The following is a 16,855-nucleotide window of genomic DNA, read 5'->3' as shown; positions in this document are numbered from 1 at the left end:
GGTTCGCGAATGGGGAGAAGGCATGTCTCAGCCAAAAAATCCAGCAGACGGCGAAGCTCGACGGGTATTCCTCAAGAACGTGGCGATTGCCGGCGCGGCGACCGGACTATCCGGCGTCGTTGGAGATGCGCTCGCGCAGACGAACGCACCGATGACGCCCACGGGCGCGGCATCGAAACCCGCGACACGCGCGACGCTCGACATCAACCAGCAATATGCGAACTTTCTCTCCTTCGCCGATGCACAGGATTTCGAAGACGCCCGCCGCGGCCTGATCGCGACGCTGCCTGAGCCGGTCGTCATTCCGGGACAAGGGAACATTCCCGCCTGGAACCTTCAGCAGTTTTCGTTCGTGAGCGGCGGCCCCGAGAACAACGCGCCGCCGACCGTGAATCCGAGCCTCTGGCGCAATGCCAAGCTCAACATGAATCACGGCCTCTACACGGTCGTGGACGGCATCTGGCAGGTCCGCGGCTACGATCTTTCGGTGATGAGCATCATTCGCGGCGCTCAGGGTTACATCGTCGTCGATCCGTTCATCACAACGGAGGTCGCTTCCACCGTATGGAAGCAGCTCGTGATTCCGCATCTGGGCGACAAGCCGATCACGCACGTCATCTATACACATAGTCACGTCGATCACTACGGCGGCGTTCGCGGGCTCGTCAGCGATCAGGATCTGCAATCGGGAAAGGTGAAGATCGTCGCGCCCGTCGGATTTACCGAAGCGGCCGTGGGCGAAAACGTCATCGCGGGCAATGCGATGGGCCGGCGAGCCAGTTACATGTACGGCTCGCTTTTGCCGCGCAGTCCGACCGGCATCGTCGACGGCGGGCTCGGCAAGACGACGTCGGTCGGCACCATCACGCTGGCCTTTCCGACCATCTTCGCGGAAAAGACCGGCCAGAAAATGACGCTCGATGGCGTGGACATCGAAGTGCTGATGGCGCCCGAATCCGAGGCGCCTTCCGAGTTCATGTTCTATATGCCGAAGCTCAAGGCGTTCTGCGCGGCGGAGGACGCGACGCACACGCTCCACAACCTCTACACGCTGCGCGGGGCGAAAGTCCGCGACGGTCTGCTCTGGTCGAAGTATCTGCAATCGTCGATCGACATGTTCGGCGGCGATGCACAAGTGCTCTTCGCGTCGCACTACTGGCCAACCTGGGGCAACGACCGCATCCTCTCGTTTCTCGTCGCTCAGCGCGACATGTATCGCTATCTGCACGACCAGACGCTGCGTCTCGCGAACATGGGGCAAACGCCGCTGGAAATCGGCGAAGTCATCCGCCTGCCGGACAGTCTCGCCAAACACTGGTATTGCCGAAGCTATTACGGCACGGTCTATCACGACGCGGTCGCGCAATACAACTTGCGTCTCGGCTTCTTCGACGGCGTGCCGGCCAACCTGCATCGGCTTCCGCCCACGGAGAGCGGCAAGCGGTACGTCGAATTTATGGGCGGCGCGCCAGCCGTGATCCGGAAAGCCCATGCGTTGTACGACAAGGGCGATTACCGCTGGGTCGCGGAGGTCATGAATCACGTCGTGTTCGCGGACCCGCAGAACGTTGCCGCCAAGCAATTGCTTGCGGACGCGTACGAGCAACTGGGCTATCAGGCCGAATCGGCTCCGTGGCGTAATTTCTATCTGACGGGCGCGATGGAATTGCGCAACGGCATCCAGAAAGTACCCGCGCCGCAGCCTCAAAGCCCGGACACGATCCGCGCCATGCCGCTCGACATGTTCCTGGACTTCCTCGGCATCCGGCTCAATGGCGACCGGGCGGCGGGAAAGAGCGTCAGCTTCAATCTCGCCCTCACCGACACGAAAGAGCAGGTCGTGCTCGGCGTGGAGAACAGCGCGATCCACTATTCGAAGGGCAAGACTTCGAACGCCGCCGACGCATCGATCACGATGACGCGGGAAGACCTGAACAACATCATGCTGGGCGCCACCAACATGCAGAAGTTGATCATGTCGGGCACCGCGAAGGTCGACGGCAACAGCCAGAAACTCGGCGAGTTTCTCACGTGGCTCGACTCGTTCGAGTTCTACTTCAACATCGTCACGCCTTGAGGTGCCGCGATGTGCGCCATATGCAATTTCAAGATCGAGTTCGGTGTCGGCCATCCGTCGGCGCTGACCGTCGCGGTGGCCACGCGCGAGGCTATCGAAGCGGGGCGTGTCGAGCAGATGGAAGAGGCGCAGGGGCCGCTCGCCGCGGCTCGCGCCCGCATGTCCGCGATCGATGCGCTGAACCTGCTGCAAGCGCGTATCGAGGCGACCCATACGCCGGAGCAGATTCTGGCGCTGCCTGACTTCTATGTGTTCCTGATCGAGACCGACACCTGGGGATTTTTTCACGCGACCGTCGATGGCTTCGATCCGGACATCGTTCCCGACATTCCGGACGTGACGAACCCGGACGCGGCGCTGCGCAGCAATGTCATCGTCGCGTCGGAAGCGGGGCTGCGCTCGTTTTTCGACGGCAGTCTGAGCGCTGACCTCGCGTTACGCGAATCGGTATTTCTCGTGGAAGCACCGGAGGATGCACGCGCCGGTCTGGAACACATGCTGCTGCATTCCGAAGCGGCGCTGGCCGACATGCGCTGAGTTGCTCGTCTGAAACGTCCGCGATGGTCGTGCTCGCCGTTCGTTATGCCGAACGGCGCTTCGAATGCTTGAAGCCTCGAGCCAATGCCTGCGCGACTCGAACAGGCGCCGGTCCGACGCAATCCGCAAAGACAAAAAAAGCCCCGAACCAGGTCGGGGCAAAGGTACGAGACCACCTTATGTGGCATTGAAGCCACCCGACGAGCATAGGCGCATGCACTCATGCTCGACACCAGTAAAGTCCGAAACACTCCCCGCGCGTCGCCGCTTCTGGACCGATGTCACCCTTCAGAACCGCCCAATTCCTGCCGATAACACACGTATCCGCAAACCCGCCACCGCCGCACCCCGACACGATGAATCGCGACTCATCCGAAAGCCCGCTCAAGGCCGCGTTCCTGCGCCACGAAGACACACTCGCGCCGCCCGAACGCGCGCTCGGCGAGGACGATCACGCCGTCTATCGCACGCTGCTCGAATCGACCAAGGCGATTCCCTGGAAAATCGACTGGGCGAGCATGGAATTCGCCTACATCGGGCCGCAGATAGAGTCGCTGCTCGGCTGGGCGCCGTCGTCGTGGAAGACGGTGCACGACTGGGCCGAGCGCATGCATCCCGACGACCGCGAAGCCGTCGTCAACTTCTGCGTCTCGCAATCGAAAGCGGGCACGGATCACGAAGCCGATTACCGCGCGCTCACCCGCGACGGCGGCTATGTGTGGCTGCGTGACGTCGTGCACGTCGAGCGCAACGAGGAAGGCGAGGTCGAGGCGCTCATCGGCTTCATGTTCGACATCAGCGAACGCAAGCGCACCGAGGAAAAGCTCGCGCAGTTGCAGCAGGAACTGGAGCGCCTGTCGTTCAGCGACAGCCTGACGGGCGTCGGCAACCGCCGCCGTTTCGACGACGTCATGGCGCGCGAATGGAACGCCGCGAAAGAATCCAAAAAGCCGCTGTCGCTCGTCATGATCGATATCGACTTCTTCAAGTCCTACAACGATTACTACGGCCACGTTCAGGGCGACGAATGCCTGAAGCGCATCGCGGGCGTGCTCGGCGAGGCGGCCGGCCCGCGGCATTTTCTCGGCCGCTTCGGCGGCGAGGAATTCGCGCTGATTCTCGCCGATACCGACGCCGAAGCCGCGATGCGCATCGCGGAGCGCTGCCGCGCGTTCATCGCCGAAAAAGCGATCCCGCACGTGCGCTCGCCGCACGATCAGCAAGTGACGGCGAGCTTCGGCGTGGGCACCGTCGTGCCCGGCGAGCGCATGGACGTGACGGCGTTCATCAATCTCACCGACGCGCAGTTGTATCAGGCGAAAGACAACGGCCGCAACCGGATCGCGGCCGTGGATCGCGCGGGCATGCAGGGCGAGGCGTTCAAGGCGCAGACGCGCTGAGCGTCAGACGCGGCCCGTCACGGGAATCGCCGCGCCCGTGATGCATTGCGCATCGGGCGAAAGCAGGAACGCGATCACCGCGCCGAGTTCTTCCGGCTTCACCCAGCGGGAGAAATCGGCGTCGGGCATGTCGCGGCGATTCGGCGCGGTATCGATGACCGACGGCACCACCGCGTTCACCGTGACGCCCTTGTCCTTCAGCTCTTCCGCGAGCGCTTCGGTCAGGCGCAGCAGCGCGGCCTTCGATGCCGCGTATGCGCCCACGCCCATGCCCGCTTTCATCGCCGCGAGCGCGCCGATATTGACGATGCGCCCGCCTGCCTGCGCGCTCAAGTGCGCGAGCGCCGCCTTCGACGCGTTGAGCGCGGTCTTCACGTTGACATCGAACATGGATTGCCAGGTGTCGGCGCTGCCGTCCGCGACCGTTTGCCAACTGAACGCGCCCGCCACGTTGACGAGCGCGTGCAGGCCGCCCGTTCGCTGAACGATCGTGTCGATGGCGCTTTGCGCCGACTTCGCATCCGTCAGATCGATGCCGGTGACGACGCACGCATCGGCGAGCGGCGCGGGCAACGCGTCCGACGGCCCGCCGTGTCCGATCAACGCGACGCGCGCGCCGCGCTCGGCGAGCACGCGCGCCGTCGCGAGTCCCAGACTGCCGAAGCCGCCCGTGACGGCGACGATTTTTCCTTCCAGGCTGTTCATGGCGCGCTCGCTCCGTTCGATTCGCCAGAACAAGCATAGGACGGAACGCGGCGTGCGGCGAGACCGTCATTCGGCCAATGCCGATCCCGACGCCTCCGCGCCTCCTTCGACGCGCACCCGGCCCGCGAGCAACCAGACCGCCGCCGCGATCGTCAGCGCGCAAACGCCCGCCACGCCGAGCGATGCCGCGAAACCGCTCGCGAAGCTCTCCCGCGCGATTCGCATGAGCGACGCGCCCTGCGGCCCGGCGAGACTGCCGCCCGCGTGCGCGAGATCGCCCGCGAGCAGGCGCGAGAGGAACGCGGGATCGAGCACGCGCGGCGGATCGGCGAGGCTCGACGCGTGGGTATCGAGCGCGGCGTGCGTGCGGGTCGCGAGCACGGCGCCCAGCACGCCCACCGACGTGACGATCGCGGTGAAGCGCGTCGTCGTGCTGATGCCGGACGCCATGCCCGTGCGGTTCGGCGGCACGCACGCCATGATCGCCTTTTGCGTGTCGCCGTTGAGCATGCCCGCGCCGAGTCCCGTGACGATCATGCCGACCGCGATCATCGAATAATTCGACATGCCCGCGAAGAGCGCCGTCAGCAGATTGCCCGCGCCGATGGTCGCGAGGCCGAGCGTCAACAGCGCCATCGCCGGGACGCGCCTGCCGAGCGACGCGCCGATATGCGGACCGACGACCATCGCGATCGCGAACGGCAGCATGCCGAGGCCCGCGCGCACCGCCGGCAGGCCGAATGCGTTCTGCAGATAGAGCGGCAGGAAGGTCATCATCACTTGCGCGCACGCCGCGTAGCCGAACATCGCGAGCACGGCGGCGACGAAGCGCGGCTGGCGAAAGAGCGCGAGGTCGATCATCGCGTGCGGGCGCGAGCGCTGCACCCGCACGAAGACGATGAACAGCACCGCGCACGCGGCCAGGCGCGCCACCGTGCGCCAGTGGGTCCAGCCGTCGGCTTGCGCGTCGATCAGCGCCCAGATGCCGAGCGCGAGCGCGGCCGCGAAGAGCGCGCTGCCGGCGAGATCGAGCGCTCCCGCGTGCGGGTTGCGCGATTCGCGCATGCCGCGCCACGCGCACGCCGCGAGCAGCGCGCAAATCGGCAGATTCATCAGGAAGATCCAGCGCCAGCCGGCCCATTGCGTGATGACGCCGCCGACGAGCGGCGCGATGGTCGTCGATACGCCCATGCAGGTGCCCCAGATCGCCCACGCGCGAGCGCGCGCCGCGCCTTCGTGAAACGTGTTCGCGATGATCGCCAGCGCCGACGTCAGCAGCATCGCCGCGCCGAAGCCCTTCGCCGCGCGCGCGAGATTCAGCGCCAGCGCGGACGGTGCGAGTCCGCAACCGAGCGACGCCAGCGAGAACACGGCGAGGCCCGCGATCAGCATTTTCTTGCGGCCGATGCGGTCGGCGAGCGCGCCCGCGGGCAGCAGGCACGCCGCGAACGCGACCATGTACGCGCTCACGACCCATTCGACATCGGCGAAACCGGCGTGGAAATCGCGTGCGATGGACGGCAGCGCCACCGCGACGACGTTCGTGTCGAGTGTGATGAGCGCGCACGTCGCGGAGGCGGTGAGCAGGACGAAGCGGTTCCCGGATATGTTCGACATGGCGGTGCGCGAAAAAGCGAGAAAGTCTCCCGATGCTAATGGCGTCTGTCTTTCCTGTCATTGGCATAGAATCGTCGAATAATTATCGAATTCGTGAATACACAATGCCTGTCGAATTGCGTCATGTGCGCTGTTTTCTGAGCGTCGCCCGGCATCTGCACTTCGCGCGCGCGGCGGAAGAACTCGGTATCGCGCCGCCCGCGCTCACGAAGCAGATTCAGGAAGCCGAGCGGCTCCTCGGCGTGCGGCTGTTTCATCGGACCAAGCGATCGGTCGCGCTGACGGCCGCCGGCGAGGCCTATCACGACGAGGCCGTCGGCGCGCTCGAACATCTCGCGCGCGGCGCCGAACGCGCGGCGCTGGCGGAGCGTGGCGAACTGGGGAAGATCGTCATCGGCTATGTCGCGTCGGCGGTGTACTCGGGCGTGTTGCAGGCGACGGTGCGCGGTTTTCGGGCGCGCTATCCGCTCGTCGAGATCGGCATCGAGGAAATCGTGATGCGCGAGGCCGGCGCGCTGTTGATGGAAGGGCGCATCGATATCGCCTACGTGCGGCCGCCGGTTCCGTACCCGGAAGGCGTCGAGGCGCGCACGGTGCATCGCGATGCGTTCATCGTCGCGCTGCCGGCCGATTCGCCGCTGGCGGCGTCGAGCGTCATCACGCCGGCGCAACTGTGCGATCAGTCGTTCGTCGTGCCCGAGCAGGAATCCGGCACGCTCGAAGTGGCGCGGCGCGGGCGCTTCACGGCGCGGGTCGTCGCGCAGCCGGGCACGCTCGCGGACGTGCTCGCGCATGTGTCGCTGGGCGGCGATGTCGCCGTCGTGCCGCGCTCGCTCGCGCAGTGCGTGACGGTGCCGGGCGTGGAGTATCGGGAAATCGCGGGAAAAGCGGTGCCGTCCGAAGTGGCGATGGTGTACCGGCGCTTCGAGCGGGCGGCGGCGGTCAAGGCGTATCTGGCTTTTGCGGGTTCATGATCGAAGCGCACGCCGCGCGATACGCCTTCGCCAGCGCCGACGCCTTTTCTCGAAGCACTGCGCGATTCATCGACAGTGCTTCACGCATCGCCGCGTGCGTGTCCGCGATCGGCACGACGCCCGGCGCGTCCGCGATTTCCCAGGTCGAGACATACGCGCGCTGCTTGGCGGCGTCCGCGTGCCGGATATTCACGCGCGGCAAGCCGTACGCCATCGCGACGATCCGTCCATGCAGGCTGCTGCCGATGAAACCGTCGCTATTCGCGATCAACGCGCAAATGTCCCATGTGTTCAGCGACTCGAAGATCGTCACGGCCGCGTGGCGCATGCACGCGGCGAGGCGCGCGTAGACGGCGATGTCGTCGTGCCACGGCGCCGCGCCCGCGCGAAACAGCACGATTCCGAGGCCCGTCGTCTTGCCGAGCCGATCCAGTTGATGCGCGAGTTGCGCGAGCGTGGCGTCGTCGCCGAAATCCGCGCTGAATTGAACCGCCAGATAGCCGCGCCGTGCGCTCGAATGCTTGCGGATGCGGGCGTCGAAAAGTTCGGCGACCATCGATGCCGGATCGGGAACGAGCCGCGCATCGATGCCCGCGCGCTTCAGCGTGGCTTGCGTTTGCGCGTCGCGCACGCTGACACGGTCGGCCGATCGGAGTTTCGTCAGCACTTCTTCGCGGAATGCGGCGTCGCGGGCGTCGAGCGTCGCGCCGCCGATCGCGTTGAAGCAGATCGACGCGGGATGCGCGAACGTCTCGCGGCCGACGACATAGGGCGCGAGCGCCTCCGTGCCGAGCTCGGCGCGCGCCCAGGCGATGCGGTCCGCCGGGCGCGAGCCGTATCGGGCGATGCGAGTTTGCGCTTCTTCGGGCTTCTGCAGCATGACGGCCGCTTCCCATGCGTCGCACGTCAGCAGTTCGCCGCCTGCGTGGATCAGCGTGACGGGCTCTTCACGCCAGCGCTTTGCCAGTTGCGAAAGCGCGGCGACGTCGTGACCGCCGAGCGCGCGCAAGTCTCGCTGCGCGCATCCGGCGAACACGGGTTCGACGTCCGGACGGCGCTCCGCGAGCAGACGCGCGACGACGTGCGCGAACAGCATGTCGCCGAAGTTGTGGCGATCGAAGGCGCCGAAGACGATGAAGCGCGGCTTCGACGCCGGGCCAGCGTTGGCCGATTGGGTCTGCGTGCTCACGATCGTCTAATCTCCACGATCAAACTTCCCTCACACATCGCAGGACAGGAGGGAAAAATGAAGATCGAACCGACGCCCATCGCGGCGGCATCGCTGATCGCCGGGAAGCCGGAGCGCGATGCATCGTCCGAGGAAACGAACGTCGACGCAATCGCCTCGTCCGAGCCGATGCGCTATGAAGACCTCCTGCCTTATCTGCTTTTGCCGATGGCGGGGGCGTATTGAAGCTGAACCACCGGAGCCCCGATGTTCATCCGAAACGGCGTCACCTATGAATTCCATCACATGGGTATCCCGACGCACGAGCCGCGCGCAGGCGAGCGCTACAGCGCGCAGTTCCGCATGCATACGAGCGACGCCGAGTGCGAACTCATGCACGTGCAATATCATCGCTTCGAAGAAGGCAGCGCGCTGCCCGAGTTGATGCGCACCGTGCCGCACGCCGCGTTCAAGGTCAGCGACCTGACGAAAGCGATCGAAGGCAAGACGGTGCTGCTCGGCCCGTACGAACCGATCGACGGCTTTCGCGTCGCGGTGATTCGAGACGGCGAAGCGCCCGTCGAACTGATCGAAACGACGCTCACCGACGAGCAAATCTGGGGCCGCGCGAAGAGCGGCACGCAGGCGTCGATTTATCGCTAGAACCGCGCCGAACGCACGAAGAAGCAAGCGGCCGCTTCCTCGTACGTCACGCGGTCACGCGCGTGATCCCGCCGCTCGACAAGAGCCGCACGCGCTGGCCGGCGTAGAACATCTGGCCATCGGCGGCCTGGGTGATCGCGCGCAGATCGCCGTTGTCGAGCCGCACCGTGATCTCGAGTCCCCTCTGCTGTTCGAAATGGTCCTGCACCTGATCGCCCGCCACGGCGCCGGCCAGTCCGCCGATCACACCGGCGAGCAACGAGCCATGTCCGCGTCCGACCGCGCTGCCCGCGACCGCGCCGAGCAGGCCGCCGCCGAGCGCACCGAGCGGGCTCGACTGACCGTCGTTGTTTTCGATCGTCACGCCGCGCACGCTTTCGACGGTCGCCATGCGCACCGTTTCTTCGTGCTGCGTTTGCATGCTGTTGTACACGTCGGCGGAACTGCCCATCGACGCGCAGCCGCTCATTCCCACCGTGCAGGCAACGGCCAGTGCGCATACCGCGATAGTCGACTTGTTCATGTTTTGCTCCTCAGATCGGACGATGTCTTGTTGGGTTCGGCTCGCGTTGCGTGTGTCGCGTCGCCATGGAATGCATCGTAAAGAGGCTGAATGAGCGCTGAATGATGAAGCGCGGCGCGCTTGACCTGCATGATTGAAGCGCTTATACAGAACTCTCACCGCTCGCGACCGGAGTCCTGAATGACAAGAAACGCGATTCCCATCGTGGTTTGCGCCGTCGCTCTCGCTGCGTGTTCCACCGACGGCTCCAATGCCCCGCCACCGCCCGGCACCGTGACCACGACGCTGCCCTCCGGCGGCGTCTACAAAGGCACGCTCAAAGGCAGCGCCGCACAAGCCACGTTGCTCATGCTCTTCGACGGCACCGCTTATCTCTTCTACGGCGGCGCGGGCGGCACGGGGCTCGCGGGCGTCGCGGTGGCGAAGAACGGCGCGCAATCGAGCGCCGGACGCTTCACCAGCGACTCGGCTTTCGACTATCGCATCGGCCGGGCGAGCGCATCGCCGGCCGTGTTCAGCGTCGACTTCGCGCACGCGCCGGCCGTCGATGGAAGCGTCGCGAACAAGGACGGCAGCGCGGGCCTCGCGTTCTCCGGCAACGCCGCGACGATTCTCGACATCGCGCCGACCCGCGCCAATCTCGGCGGGCTCTACAGCGGGCGCGGCATGTCGCTCGGCGGAACGACGCAGACGCGCATCACGGTCGCGGGCGACGGCTATCTGGCCGGCACGACGACCTCCGGCTGCATCTTCAAGGGCACGGCGGCGCCGCACGAAGGCACGAACGCCTACGACGTCTCGGTGACGTTCGGCCCCGCGCCCTGCCCGCTCCCCGACACGACCGTGACCGGTAACGCGGTGCTCGACAGCGCGCGTCTCGTCGTCGCGCTGCCGAGCCCGAATCGCGCCGACGTGTTTCTCTTCGACGGACGCAAATAGCGTCCGCACAACGTGGCGGCCGGCCCTGAAAATGGGTCATCCAGTGCTTACATAAGCGTTTTCTATCCTAAGATTGATTTCATTTGCAGGGCAGCGTCGCGGCGTTCGCGTCGGGTTGCTTTCCGGGCTGCGCGCTTCGGCGAAAGTAGTCGTGTGTTGTTCAGTGCAATTTCCCAAAGCCAGTCGACAACAACAGGAGACAACCAGATGAACGCAACGCTCAAGCTTTTGCCATTGGCCGTCGGTGCAATGTTCGCCTGCCTGCCGTACGCGAACGCGGCGCAGGACAACGTCAGCACGCTGTCGAATTTCCGTCAGACCGGCAATTCCACGCCGGCGGAAACCGTCCCGCAAGCCGGCCAGACCGCCGACGCGCTGCGCAAGAATCTCGAGCAGATCAAGCTGCCGCCGGGCTTCAAGATCGAGCTGTATGCGATCGTGCCGGAAGCCCGCGCCATGGCGATCGAGCCGTCGACGGGCGTCGTCTTCGTCGGCACGCGCAAGAATCGCGTGTGGCAGGTGACCGATCGGACCAAGCAGCGCGTCGCAAGCGATGTCGTGCAGTTCGCGTCGTCGGTGACGTTCAAGGTGCCCAACGGCGTGTGCTTCTCGCCGGACGGCGTGCTTTACGTCGTCGAGCAGAATCGCGTGCTCGGCTTTCCGGCGGCGCAGTTCTTCGGCGAAGGCGGACCGGATGTCGCGGCGGCGGTCGTCGTGCCGCAGGGCAAGCTGATCCCGGCGCAGTTCGAAAGCTTCAATCACGGCGCGCGCTACTGCCGCATCGGGCCGGACAAGAAGCTGTACATCGCGCTCGGCCAGCCGTGGAACGTGCCGCCGAAAGACAAGCTCGCGGAACTCGACCGCAACGGGCTCGCCGGCATCATTCGTCTGGATCAGGACGGCAAGAACCGCGAAGTGTATGCGCACGGCGTGCGCAATTCGGTCGGCCTCGACTTCAGTCCGAAGGACAAGACGCTCTGGTTCACCGATAACCAGGTCGACGGCATGGGCGACGACATCCCGCCCGGCGAACTGAACCACGCGTCCAAGGGCGGCGAGAATTTCGGCTTCCCGTGGTATGGCGGCGGCAAGGTGCGCACGGTCGAGTACAAGGACCAGAACCCGCCGGCGGGCGTCGTGTTCCCGCAGGTCGAGTTCGCCGCGCACGCCGCCGATCTCGGCATGTCGTTCTATAACGGCAAGATGTTCCCGCAGAAATATCAGGGCGGCATCTTCGATGCGGAGCACGGCTCCTGGAACCGCACGAAGCCGATCGGCGCGCGCCTCATGTTCATCCCGATCAAGGACGACGGCACCGCGGGCGAGGCGGAAGTCTTCGCGGAAGGCTGGCTCACGCCGACCGGCGAGTACATGGGCCGCCCCGCCGACGTGCAAATGCTGCAGGACGGCTCGCTTCTCGTCTCCGACGACTACGCGGGCGCGATCTACCGCATCTCGTATACGGGGGCCAAATGAGGGGCGCGCTGACGGCGGCTTTGCTGGCGGGCATGCTCGCGGCGATGCCGCACGCCGCGTTCGCCGCCGGCGACGTGAAGGCCGGGCGCGCGAAGGCGTCGGCGTGCGCGGCGTGTCACGGCATCGACGGAATGTCGAAGCTGCCGGAAGCGCCCAATCTCGCCGGACAGACGGAGGAGTATCTCGTGAAGGCGCTCAGCGATTTCCGCTCGGGCGAGCGCAAGAACGAGATGATGTCGTTGATGGCGAAAACCTTGTCGGACGCGGATATCGCCAATCTGGCGGCGTATTACCACAGCCTCGGCAAGCCGTGAACGGCGACAAGCTGTTGCAAATTCGCTGCGGTGCACACCCGATTGCGATTTTTTTTGTTTTAGGTATTGACGCGGAGGCTTAAGGGTTTATACTTACACCTGTCTCCTCCATGTCTCAACCGATGTGGATTCAAGCCCGCTCAACTGAAGCGGGCTTTTTTTTGCCAGTTCGCCACGTAATTCCTGCGCTAGCCGGCATTGCCGCGCCGCGCATCCAGCGCCTCGCGCGAACGCTCCAGTTCTTCCGCGATCAGCTTTTCGTCGGGCAGCACCGTCTGATATTCGGCCGCGAGAATCTTGTTCGGCAGGTTGTCCAGCGCGTAGCGCGCCTCCGCGCTGCCCTTTCCCGCACACAGAATCAACCCGACCGGCGGATTTTCGCCCGGCTTCATCCAGTGCTCGCGCGCGTAGTTCAGATAGAGATGCATCTGCCCGGCGTCCGCGTAGCTGAATCGCCCGACTTTCAGATCGATGACCACGAGGCACTTCAGCCGTCGATGGAAAAACAGCAGATCGACGCGGAACCACGTGTCGTCGATACGCAAGCGTCTCTGTCGTCCGACGAAAGCGAAATCGTCGCCGAGTTCGAGCAGGAAATCGGCGAGGCGCCGGATCAGCGCGTCCTCCAGATCCGACTCGGAATATTCGTCCTTGATGTCGAGGAATTCGAGAACGAACGGATCTTTGATGGCTTCCTCGGGCGTGATGGCATCGCCGGGAGCGCGCTCGGCGGCCTTTTCCAGCAACGCCGCCTTGTTGCGCGACAGCGCGAGCCGCTCGAAAAGCTGACTGTTCACTTGCCGGTCGAGCTGGCGGACCGACCAGCCCTCGCGCAGCGCTTCGCTCTCGTAGAAGGCGCGCGCCGCGTCGCTCTTCACGGAGAGCAGACGCACGTAGGCCGACCACGGCAGCACGAAGCGGGCGGCGAGCGCGGCGAGTGCGGATTCTCCAGACGCCGTCTGGAGCATTGGCGAGTCCGTCGTGGATTTTCCAGACGGCGTCTGGAAAATCCTCTCGCGCGGCCATTGCAGATAGAACGCGCGCATGTTGGCGAGGTTCGCCTTGCCGAATCCTCGGCCGAAACGGCTCGTGAGATCGGCGGCCAGCCGCGCGATGAGCGTCTCCCCGTAAGCCGCCCGCTGCGTTCCGCCCTGCTCCGATTCGACGATCCGCCGTCCGATTTCCCAGTACGACGCCGTCATGATCGCGTTGACGCTGCGCGCGGCCGCGCGCCGGGCGCTTTCGAGCACTTCCACGATGCCCGAACGGAATTCGTCGTAGTCGTTTGCGGCAATTTCGTGCTGGGTCATCCGTCGCGGGTCTCCGTGCGATGCGGTCCGTCAGGCGCGCATCAGCGCTCGAATATAGCGGAATTCGCCGTCTGTCGCGGCGCGGCATCCGCACGGAGCTTCGATCTCGTCGATTGGGTTGGTCTCCCGGCGCGCCCCTCGCGCAAGGCTTGGGGTTACTTTTCAGGCACTTAGGTCTCGACGCTTTAGGTTGTCCACCGTTTCGGTGCAAAACCCTGTGGATATCGTCTTGGCCTTTGCTGCAACGCATTGATTCGACGACGCTAACCTCCGGCGCGCCTTCAATCGGCATTCGGCGTACAGGCCGCGAGCACCGCGTCGATGCGATTCATCTCGATGCTGAAAATCGACTGCGGCGCGGTGGCGTTCAATTCGTCCGCGGCGGAGCGCGGCAGCGCCATCGCAATGGTGGCCGTCGCGAGCAGCGCGACAACGACCGACAGGAACCAGGAAAGGAAAACCATCGCCAACCTCGTCAGGAAAGTCTCTCTGAATCGGTGCGCGTGAACGTCAGCGCGTGATGTGAAGAGTACGGCCGCGCGATGCATCGCACAGCCCTCCGGACGAGGGGACTTGAAGGAGGGTAACTACGGGCGCAGCCGCGGCGAAGGCGTCGTCGAAACGCCCTGGGCGAGCGCCGCGGCTTCCTGCGCGCGTATCGCGCGGAGAAAACCATCGCGTTCGCGCAGGCGATGCCAATAATCCGCAATCGACGGTGCGAAGCCGCCGCTCAACTCCAGAAGCTCCGCTAGCATCAGCGCATAGCCGACGGAAATATCCGCCGCCGTGAAGCGCCCGGCGCACAGATACGGCTGCGTTTCGAGACGCGGCGCGAGCGCGCGCAGGCGTGCGTGGAACCACCGCGCGTAATCGTCGACGATCTGCGGCTGCAGACGCTCCGGCGGCTCCAGATGCGCATAGCGCAGAACGAGCGTCTGCGGAAACGTGAGCGTCGCTTCGCCGAAATGCAGGAAGTTGAGATAGCGGCCGAAATCCGCCTCGTGCGGCGCGACGTCGAGCGCGCCCGGCGAGTAGCGCGCCGCCAGATACTGGCAGATCGCCGACGATTCGGTCATGAAGAGCGCATCGTCCTCGAACGCCGGAATCGTGCCGAGCGGATTCACGTCCTTGAAGCCGCGAGCAAACACGCGCGGCGGAAACGGCAACATCTTCAGTTCATAGGGCACGCCGATCTCTTCCAGCGCCCAGAGCGGCCGGAACGAGCGCGCGCTCACGCAATGGTGCAGCGTAATCACGTCGATGTGCTCCGCTCAGCCGAGCCACGCAGGCTTGCGCTTTTCGAGGAAACTGCGCACGCCTTCGCGCCCTTCGTCCGATGCGCGAATCCGCGCGATGCGCTCGGCGGTCTCGCCGATCAATGCTTCGTCGATATCCTTGTCCGCGAAATCCGCGACGAGCCGCTTGCATTCGCGCACGCCGTTCGGGCTGTTCGCGGCGATGCTCGCGGCGATCGCATCGACGCACACGTCGAGCTGATCGGCGGCGACGGCTTCGTGCACGAAGTTCAGACGCAACGCTTCGGCGGCATCGAAGCGTTCCGCCGTCACGAAGTACCGATGCGCCGCGCGCGCGCCCATCGCACGGATCACGTAGGGCGCGATCGTCGCGGGCATCAGGCCGAGCTTCGCTTCCGAGAGACAGAAGTGCGCCGTGTCCGCCGCGACCGCGATATCGCACACCGCGACGAGGCCCATGCCGCCCGCATACGCGTCGCCCTGCACGCGCGCGATCACCGGCTTGCCGCACGCGTAGATCGTGTTGAGCATGGTCGCGAGGCCGAGCGCGTCGGCGCGGTTCTCCGCTTCCGAATAGCCCGCCATGCGCTTCATCCAGTTGAGGTCCGCGCCCGCGCAGAACGCCGGGCCGTTCGCGGCGAGGACGATGACGCGCACGTTGGCGTCGTCATCCAGCGCGCGGAAGGCGGCCGTCAGCTCGACGATGGTCGCGTCGTCGAACGCGTTGCGCACGTCGGGCCGATCGAGCGTCACGCGCGCGACGTGCCCTTCGATGCCGAGCTTCAGGCGTTGCAGATTCGATGCGTCGGTCACGGTGTCGTCTCCGAATTGAGTGCTGCTCAGTTTTCTCAGGCTGTCGAGCTGTCTTGATTGGTTAGTGTCAGTGAAAAATGCTAAAAACGTCAACCCAATTCTTTGAGCGCGGCTCACAAACCGGAAGCATGACAATCATCCGACGAGACTCATGACCGACATGTCATGGAACGAGCATGCGCCGACGTAATATAGTCGTATATATTACGGTGCGCGCCGAACCACACGGCCACACGCTCGCGGCCTGCAACCTGCCGTCCGAAGTCGATCCATAACCAGAATGTCAACTCGATTCAAGGAGCTTTACGTGAAGACTCGTATTTTGCGCGCTTTGCTTTCCGCCTTCGTGCCGCTCGCTGCGGGCATCGCTGCGACGTCGGCGCTTGCGGGTGAAGTGCAGGTCGCGGTCGCGGCCAACTTCACGGCGCCCGTGCAGGCGATCGCCGCCGACTTCGAGAAGGACACGGGCAACAAGGTGGTCGCGTCTTTCGGCGCAACGGGTCAGTTCTACGCGCAAATCAAGAACGGCGCACCGTTCGAAGTGTTCCTCGCCGCCGACGACTCCACGCCCGCCAAGCTCGACAGCGAAGGCGCGACGGTGCCCGGCAGCCGCTTCACGTACGCGACGGGCGCGCTCGCGCTCTGGTCCGCGAAGGACGGCTACGTCGACGACAAGGGCGAAGTGCTGAAGAAAAACGACTTCAAGCACATCGCGATCGCGAATCCGAAGGCCGCGCCTTACGGCCTCGCCGGCTATCAGACGCTCGACAAGCTCGGCCTCACAGCGGAGATCAAGCCGAAAGTCGTCGAAGGTCAGAATATCTCGCAGACGCAACAGTTCGTCGCGACGGGCAACGCGGAACTCGGCTTCGTCGCGCTGTCGCAGATCTACAAGAACGGCAAGATCACGAGCGGCTCGGCCTGGATCGTGCCGTCCGACCTGCATGAGCCGATCAAGCAGGACGCCGTGATCCTGAGCAAGGGCCGCGACAATCCGGTCGCGAAGCAGTTCATCGATTATCTGAAGGGCCCGAAAGCCGCCGCGGTGATCAAGTCCTACGGCTATCAACTGTAATTCCGTCG

The 16,855-nt window shown here is 64.9% G+C and carries 18 protein-coding genes; 10 read left to right on the top strand and 8 right to left on the bottom strand.

The genetic code is table 11. The features are described 5' to 3' along the window. Positions 1-22 precede the first annotated feature (22 nt). The 3 genes from NOV72_RS12540 to NOV72_RS12530 all read left to right on the top strand — a co-directional run bounded on the left by NOV72_RS12540 (position 23) and on the right by NOV72_RS12530 (position 4,014). On the top strand, positions 23-2,077 hold the full coding sequence (locus NOV72_RS12540) for an alkyl/aryl-sulfatase (protein ID WP_106854920.1): 2,055 nt from the start codon (positions 23-25) through the stop codon (positions 2,075-2,077). Positions 2,078-2,086: 9 nt separating this feature from the next. Continuing rightward, the gene (locus NOV72_RS12535; protein WP_106854919.1) at positions 2,087-2,614 is read left to right on the top strand and encodes a hypothetical protein; all 528 of its coding nucleotides are present in this window, start codon (positions 2,087-2,089) and stop codon (positions 2,612-2,614) included. 356 nt (positions 2,615-2,970) lie between these two features. Further along, positions 2,971-4,014 (top strand): sensor domain-containing diguanylate cyclase, encoded by a 1,044-nt coding sequence (locus NOV72_RS12530; RefSeq protein WP_106854918.1) that lies wholly within the window; start codon positions 2,971-2,973, stop codon positions 4,012-4,014. Positions 4,015-4,017: 3 nt separating this feature from the next. Here the strand turns inward: NOV72_RS12530 and NOV72_RS12525 are convergent, their stop codons facing one another. Beyond that, positions 4,018-4,719, bottom strand: a complete 702-nt coding sequence (locus NOV72_RS12525) for an SDR family NAD(P)-dependent oxidoreductase (protein ID WP_106854917.1) — start codon at positions 4,717-4,719, stop codon at positions 4,018-4,020. A gap of 66 nt (positions 4,720-4,785) precedes the next feature. Beyond that, entirely contained in the window at positions 4,786-6,336 is a 1,551-nt protein-coding gene (locus NOV72_RS12520) for an MFS transporter (protein WP_106854916.1), read from the bottom strand. 104 nt (positions 6,337-6,440) lie between these two features. Here NOV72_RS12520 and NOV72_RS12515 point away from each other — a divergent pair, with 104 nt between their 5' ends. Next, positions 6,441-7,310, top strand: coding sequence for a LysR family transcriptional regulator (locus tag NOV72_RS12515; RefSeq protein WP_106854915.1), 870 nt, complete (start codon positions 6,441-6,443; stop codon positions 7,308-7,310). Here the strand turns inward: NOV72_RS12515 and NOV72_RS12510 are convergent. Then, positions 7,279-8,406, bottom strand: a complete 1,128-nt coding sequence (locus tag NOV72_RS12510) for a polysaccharide pyruvyl transferase family protein (RefSeq protein ID WP_106855094.1) — start codon at positions 8,404-8,406, stop codon at positions 7,279-7,281. The genes NOV72_RS12515 and NOV72_RS12510 overlap by 32 nt on opposite strands. Positions 8,407-8,556: 150 nt before the next feature. Between NOV72_RS12510 and NOV72_RS32285 the strand changes: the two genes are divergently transcribed. Both NOV72_RS32285 and NOV72_RS12505 read left to right on the top strand, forming a co-directional pair. Beyond that, positions 8,557-8,724, top strand: a complete 168-nt coding sequence (locus NOV72_RS32285) for a hypothetical protein (protein ID WP_181291022.1) — start codon at positions 8,557-8,559, stop codon at positions 8,722-8,724. 21 nt (positions 8,725-8,745) lie between these two features. Next, positions 8,746-9,141 (top strand): hypothetical protein, encoded by a 396-nt coding sequence (locus NOV72_RS12505; RefSeq protein WP_106854914.1) that lies wholly within the window; start codon positions 8,746-8,748, stop codon positions 9,139-9,141. Between the two features lie 46 nt (positions 9,142-9,187). On the opposite strand, the gene NOV72_RS12500 is transcribed toward NOV72_RS12505, so the two are convergent. Then, entirely contained in the window at positions 9,188-9,664 is a 477-nt protein-coding gene (locus tag NOV72_RS12500) for an outer membrane lipoprotein (RefSeq protein WP_106854913.1), read from the bottom strand. Between the two features lie 180 nt (positions 9,665-9,844). Between NOV72_RS12500 and NOV72_RS12495 the strand changes: the two genes are divergently transcribed. From NOV72_RS12495 to NOV72_RS12485, 3 genes are all read left to right on the top strand, one after another. After that, positions 9,845-10,603 carry a hypothetical protein gene (locus NOV72_RS12495; RefSeq protein ID WP_106854912.1) on the top strand — a complete coding sequence of 253 codons (759 nt, stop codon included), beginning with the start codon at positions 9,845-9,847 and terminating at the stop codon, positions 10,601-10,603. Positions 10,604-10,810: 207 nt separating this feature from the next. Continuing rightward, positions 10,811-12,079 carry a PQQ-dependent sugar dehydrogenase gene (locus NOV72_RS12490; protein WP_106854911.1) on the top strand — a complete coding sequence of 423 codons (1,269 nt, stop codon included), beginning with the start codon at positions 10,811-10,813 and terminating at the stop codon, positions 12,077-12,079. Further along, positions 12,076-12,393: a c-type cytochrome gene (locus NOV72_RS12485; RefSeq protein ID WP_106854910.1), complete on the top strand. Its 318-nt coding sequence runs from the start codon at positions 12,076-12,078 to the stop codon at positions 12,391-12,393. Before NOV72_RS12490 ends, NOV72_RS12485 begins: the two co-directional genes overlap by 4 nt. Positions 12,394-12,581: 188 nt before the next feature. On the opposite strand, the gene NOV72_RS12480 is transcribed toward NOV72_RS12485, so the two are convergent. From NOV72_RS12480 to NOV72_RS12465, 4 genes are all read right to left on the bottom strand, one after another. Continuing rightward, positions 12,582-13,703, bottom strand: a complete 1,122-nt coding sequence (locus tag NOV72_RS12480) for a PDDEXK nuclease domain-containing protein (protein WP_106854909.1) — start codon at positions 13,701-13,703, stop codon at positions 12,582-12,584. A gap of 281 nt (positions 13,704-13,984) precedes the next feature. After that, positions 13,985-14,251 carry a hypothetical protein gene (locus tag NOV72_RS12475; RefSeq protein WP_245933008.1) on the bottom strand — a complete coding sequence of 89 codons (267 nt, stop codon included), beginning with the start codon at positions 14,249-14,251 and terminating at the stop codon, positions 13,985-13,987. A gap of 39 nt (positions 14,252-14,290) precedes the next feature. Beyond that, on the bottom strand, positions 14,291-14,959 hold the full coding sequence (locus tag NOV72_RS12470) for a glutathione S-transferase family protein (RefSeq protein WP_106854907.1): 669 nt from the start codon (positions 14,957-14,959) through the stop codon (positions 14,291-14,293). A 15-nt stretch (positions 14,960-14,974) separates the two neighbouring features. Next, positions 14,975-15,772 carry an enoyl-CoA hydratase/isomerase family protein gene (locus NOV72_RS12465; RefSeq protein ID WP_181291020.1) on the bottom strand — a complete coding sequence of 266 codons (798 nt, stop codon included), beginning with the start codon at positions 15,770-15,772 and terminating at the stop codon, positions 14,975-14,977. Between the two features lie 280 nt (positions 15,773-16,052). Between NOV72_RS12465 and modA the strand changes: the two genes are divergently transcribed. After that, positions 16,053-16,847, top strand: a complete 795-nt coding sequence (modA, locus tag NOV72_RS12460; RefSeq protein WP_425428726.1) for a molybdate ABC transporter substrate-binding protein — start codon at positions 16,053-16,055, stop codon at positions 16,845-16,847. Positions 16,848-16,855 lie beyond the last annotated feature (8 nt).

Origin of the sequence: Caballeronia novacaledonica, assembly GCF_900258035.1 — a bacterium.
Classification (GTDB): Bacteria; Pseudomonadota; Gammaproteobacteria; order Burkholderiales; family Burkholderiaceae; genus Caballeronia; species Caballeronia novacaledonica.
This window is presented reverse-complemented; position numbering and strand designations above follow the sequence as displayed.